The organism is Gilliamella sp. Fer4-1 (assembly GCF_001690515.1).
Taxonomy (GTDB): domain Bacteria; phylum Pseudomonadota; class Gammaproteobacteria; order Enterobacterales; family Orbaceae; genus Gilliamella; species Gilliamella apicola_C.
This window is the reverse complement of the sequence record NZ_LZGZ01000083.1, coordinates 1-4,352: the sequence shown is the minus strand read 5'-3', so window position 1 is coordinate 4,352 and position 4,352 is coordinate 1. Positions and strand designations below refer to the sequence as shown.

The 4,352-nt window shown below is 33.0% G+C and carries 7 protein-coding genes; 4 read left to right on the top strand and 3 right to left on the bottom strand.

The genetic code is table 11. The features are described 5' to 3' along the window. Window positions 1-262: 262 nt before the first annotated feature. Window positions 263-754 (bottom strand): YajQ family cyclic di-GMP-binding protein, encoded by a 492-nt coding sequence (locus A9G30_RS03255; RefSeq protein WP_065566730.1) that lies wholly within the window; start codon window positions 752-754, stop codon window positions 263-265. 103 nt (window positions 755-857) lie between these two features. Continuing rightward, on the bottom strand, window positions 858-1,682 hold the full coding sequence (dapD, locus tag A9G30_RS03250; protein WP_065581936.1) for a 2,3,4,5-tetrahydropyridine-2,6-dicarboxylate N-succinyltransferase: 825 nt from the start codon (window positions 1,680-1,682) through the stop codon (window positions 858-860). Between the two features lie 335 nt (window positions 1,683-2,017). Between dapD and A9G30_RS03245 the strand changes: the two genes are divergently transcribed. The 4 genes from A9G30_RS03245 to A9G30_RS03230 are packed head-to-tail and all read left to right on the top strand — an operon-like array spanning window position 2,018 to window position 3,791. Continuing rightward, complete coding sequence (locus A9G30_RS03245) at window positions 2,018-2,494, top strand: prepilin-type N-terminal cleavage/methylation domain-containing protein (protein ID WP_065581935.1); 477 nt, start codon at window positions 2,018-2,020, stop codon at window positions 2,492-2,494. Next, a complete protein-coding gene (locus A9G30_RS03240) occupies window positions 2,488-3,051 on the top strand; it encodes a prepilin peptidase-dependent protein (RefSeq protein WP_065581934.1) in 564 nt (187 codons plus the stop codon). The genes A9G30_RS03245 and A9G30_RS03240 overlap by 7 nt, the downstream gene beginning before the upstream one ends. Then, a complete protein-coding gene (locus A9G30_RS03235) occupies window positions 3,035-3,469 on the top strand; it encodes a DUF2509 family protein (protein ID WP_065588045.1) in 435 nt (144 codons plus the stop codon). The genes A9G30_RS03240 and A9G30_RS03235 overlap by 17 nt, the downstream gene beginning before the upstream one ends. Beyond that, window positions 3,462-3,791, top strand: coding sequence for a prepilin-type N-terminal cleavage/methylation domain-containing protein (locus tag A9G30_RS03230; RefSeq protein ID WP_065588044.1), 330 nt, complete (start codon window positions 3,462-3,464; stop codon window positions 3,789-3,791). The genes A9G30_RS03235 and A9G30_RS03230 overlap by 8 nt, the downstream gene beginning before the upstream one ends. A 21-nt stretch (window positions 3,792-3,812) precedes the next feature. Here the strand turns inward: A9G30_RS03230 and A9G30_RS03225 are convergent. Further along, the coding region (locus tag A9G30_RS03225) for an alpha/beta fold hydrolase (RefSeq protein WP_065588043.1) at window positions 3,813-4,352 on the bottom strand (540 nt) is incomplete at its 5' end.

The window sequence follows — 4,352 nt, the reverse complement described above, 5'->3', positions numbered from 1 at the left end:
AGTAAAAATAGAGCTAATTTTTTCATCATAATAAATATTGTTATAATTAAGAGGGTAGACAAGTAGATAGCATAACGTATTCATAAAAAAAAATCTTGTTCTTTACGCTACTTACATTAGTGTTTAAGAAACCGTTTCTGTGATTACCTAATAATTCCATGCTCAAATATAGCTTTTCCTAGAAATTTTTTTACAAAATAAATTGTAATGTTTAAAAGACAATATTGTCGACATTTGCCGACAATATGAATTCCATAAAAGGTTAGTCTCTAAAATTAGTAAACTGAAACGGTTGACCAAATTCGCCATTTTTAACTAACGCCATAGTAGCTTGTAAATCATCACGCGATTTACCAGTAACGCGAATCTGTTCGCCTTGAACTTGAGCTTGTACTTTAATTTTGCTATCTTTAATTGCTTTTACAATCTTTTTAGCTAACTCTTTATCGATACCCTGTTTTAGTTTAACTGTAACGCTATAGAGTTTGCCGCTATGCTCCATTTCTTCAGGGATTTCAAGCGATCCGCCATCAATACCTCGCTTAGCTAATTTGTCGCGTAAAATATCAAGTAATTGTTGTACTTGGAAATCTGATTGGCTTGTAACTTTGATCGTTTCATTTTTTTCATTTAATTCAAACGATGCTTCAACATTTTTAAAATCCCAACGGGTCGTTAACTCTCGGGTCGCATTTTCAACCCCATTTTTAACTTCTGGCATTTGGATTTCTGACACAATATCAAAAGAAGGCATAAATTCTCCTCTTCTAATGGTTAGGATTCTCAATTAAACCACTAATTGTAAATAAAATCATTGTCGCCTAATAATTTAGGCGACTTAAACTTGTAAACGCAAATTAATCAATAGTACGAAGTAACTCATTAATGCCCACTTTACCTAAAGTTTTAGCATCTACTTTTTTCACAATAACCGCACAATAAAGGCTATACTTGCCATCTTTGGTTGGTAAGTTACCAGAAACAACGACAGAACCTGCTGGTACTCGCCCATAATGTACTTCACCGGTTGCTCTATCGTAAATTTTAGTGCTTTGACCAATAAATACGCCCATTGAAATGACACTGCCTTCTTCGACAATCACACCTTCCACGATTTCACTACGAGCACCAATAAAGCAATTGTCTTCAATGATCGTTGGATTAGCTTGTAATGGCTCTAAAACACCACCAATACCGACTCCACCTGATAAATGAACATTTTTACCAATTTGCGCACATGAGCCAACAGTTACCCATGTATCAACCATTGTACCTTCATCAACGTATGCGCCGATATTAACATAAGAAGGCATTAATACAGTATTACGCGCAACATATGCCCCTTTACGTGCAATTGCGGACGGAACAACACGGAACCCTTCTTGTTGGAATCTTGCTTCGTCATACTCAGCAAATTTTAATGGAACTTTGTCATAATAGTTAGTCGGACCACCATCAATCAGTTGGTTTTCATTGATTCGGAAAGAGAGCAAAACTGCTTTTTTTAACCATTGGTGAGTAACCCAATCCCCATTAATCTTTTCGGCCACACGCATCTTACCGCTATCTAATAAATGGATACATTGGTTAATTGCATCGCGTGTTACTACATCTACATTAGATGGTGTTACTTCAGCACGACGTTCAAATGCTGCTTCAATAATAGTTTGTAATTGTTGCATCTCTCGTTTCCTTTAACGTTTAAGTCCGTTAGCAAATAATAAATGGATAAACAGTATAATATAATCCGCTTTGCTTTTTAAGTGGTTTAAGCAGATCACTAAATTCAGCACATTCTCTATCATTTTTTATAATTATCATTTGCGTAAAAAACTAAAACTCCACTATAAATAAAGCCAATAATATCGCTAGTATTCTTGATAAAACCTTATTCAACCTTTTTTATTAAAAATCGTAATTTATTTGGATAGTGGATCACAAATTCAGATCTTTAAATAACTAGTTATTTTATTCAAATATATGCTCGAACTCTCACAATATTTACAAAAGACATACTATGCATGATTTGGGATTCTCATTATTAGAATTGTTAATAACTGTTTGTATCAGTGCTATTTTAGCCTCTATCGGTATTGAGCATTGGAAAGAACAACAACTGCAAAATGAATTAGCATCTACAACTAAGCAATTGGCCTATTTTATATACGAAGCACAAATAAAAGCATCAAGTAAAAACGAAAACTATATTATTCATCAATTTTCATCACCTTGGTGTATCTCAATTACCAAGGCTGACAAACCACCTACATGCAGTGAAGGCATACTTTATTTTGTCAAGCCCAATAATTCTGTTCAAATTAGTGAGCTATCAAACAATAAAAGTGCTTTTATTCTAGGGCGTCGCAACATGGCACAAACCATGTCTTTTCAATTAAAAAATAAAATAGGTACCAGTAGAATTTTTGTTTCTTTGCTTGGGCGCATTCGATTTTGTGCGGAAAACTGTTATATAGCTAGTTTACCACCATGTTAAAAGTATCTGGATATTCCTTGCTAGAAATGCTCATTGGTTTGGTACTATCAAGTTTAATAGTTATTGGCATGACTGCTTTTTACATCAAATTGCAAACAAACATCATGCAATATTATCAAAAAATTCGCTTACAACAAGCCATCGATTTTGGGTTAGCTGGTTTGAAAAAAGATATAAAAAGAGCGGGTTTTATTGCTAATGATCCAAAAAAAATGACAGATAAAGCTATTGAAATTAAGGAACGGGCAAAATGTATTATCCTTCGATATGATAGCGAAATTCGAAATTCTTGGGTTTGGAACAGAGCCAACCCAACAAAGTCAGATGTCTTTACTTATCGCTATAAAGAAAACAACATAGCCTATAGAACAGGATCGTTAGATTGTTTTGGAAGTAAATGGGAAAACTTATTCGATTCAAATGAAATCAAAATAACCCACTTTGCAATAAGGCAATTACCAAATGCTATTAGTTTATCAATCAATGCTGAATTAAGAAAAAACAAACAGATTAAATACTATGTAACTGAAATTATCAAAAATGAAAACCTATTTTAGAAAAAATTCTCCATCATCTGGATTTAGCACTATTTTAATGATGATGATGTTAATGACTGTGGGATTGGGGGGATTAATTGGTTTTAATTTACTTATAACCTCATGGCAAAAAACAATCTTGATAGAAATTAAATACTATCAAAAATTTAATCATTCCAGTTCATCTTTAACTTGGGCAATAAGCCAAAATTGGCAACCACCTAAAGCCAATTGGCAATGTATGACTGAACCAACTTATCACTTAAAAGCATGCATAAAACAATCTTTATTAAAAATAGATGATTACGTATTAATAAGAGGCGAGGCCGATGACTTTTTTTTGTATGCACTTGCACATTTTGACAATAATCGATTGATTGTGGAAAAAGGACATTGGCTCGATTATTGCCCAGAAAAAAAGGCTATTTATTGTGAATAATAAAAATATAACTGGCTTTAGTCTAATTGAAGTAATGATAGCAACATTACTATTTTCAATGATCATGCTTGGTTTTATCAATTATCAACAAACATTGTTCAACAAACATCGTTATTTTGCCAACAACTTACGTGCTAATAAAATTGCTTTTCAGCTACTTGATAGCTATCCTTATACTATCAGCCAAATAATCCCTTCTGGTTGGCAATATCACATCAACACTCAAATATATAATGCTCAATGTAACATGGTTGTTATAACGATTAAAACATCCAATAAGCAAACCATCCAACAGCAACGCCTTTTTTGTAATTCACCTTAATATTTATAGGCTTCATGCCATTTAATTCCCTAACCAGCTATGTAAAATTTTCAGTACTTGCTGTGTTTTTTCAGCATGAACATTGTGACCTGCACCTTCAATCAACTCAATTTTTGAATCTGGAAATTGCGAAAAAATGGCTGGGTAAAATTCATCAATAATGTAAGAAGAATTGCCACCACGAATAAATAGCGTGGGTTTTAACCAAGGTGGTATTGTTTGCCAATCACAAATATGACCATACTGATCATTAATTGCTTGAATATTAAATGACCATTTTTCATTTTTAAAAGATTTTAATAAAAAAAGTATGGTTGGCATGTTAATACTTGCTTGTTCCATTAAATTCATGATCTGTTTTTTATCGGTAATATGATTTTTGAGACAATAAACTAATACTCTTAAAATAGCAGCATTAGCTGAGCGGTGATACTTTATCGGCGCAATATCAATTGCAACAATTTTTTGGATAGTATCTGATATCACTTGTGACAGTTGCAAAGCAACTTTGCCGCCCATAGAGTGACCAATTAATATCACATCATTTAAGCGTAAATCATG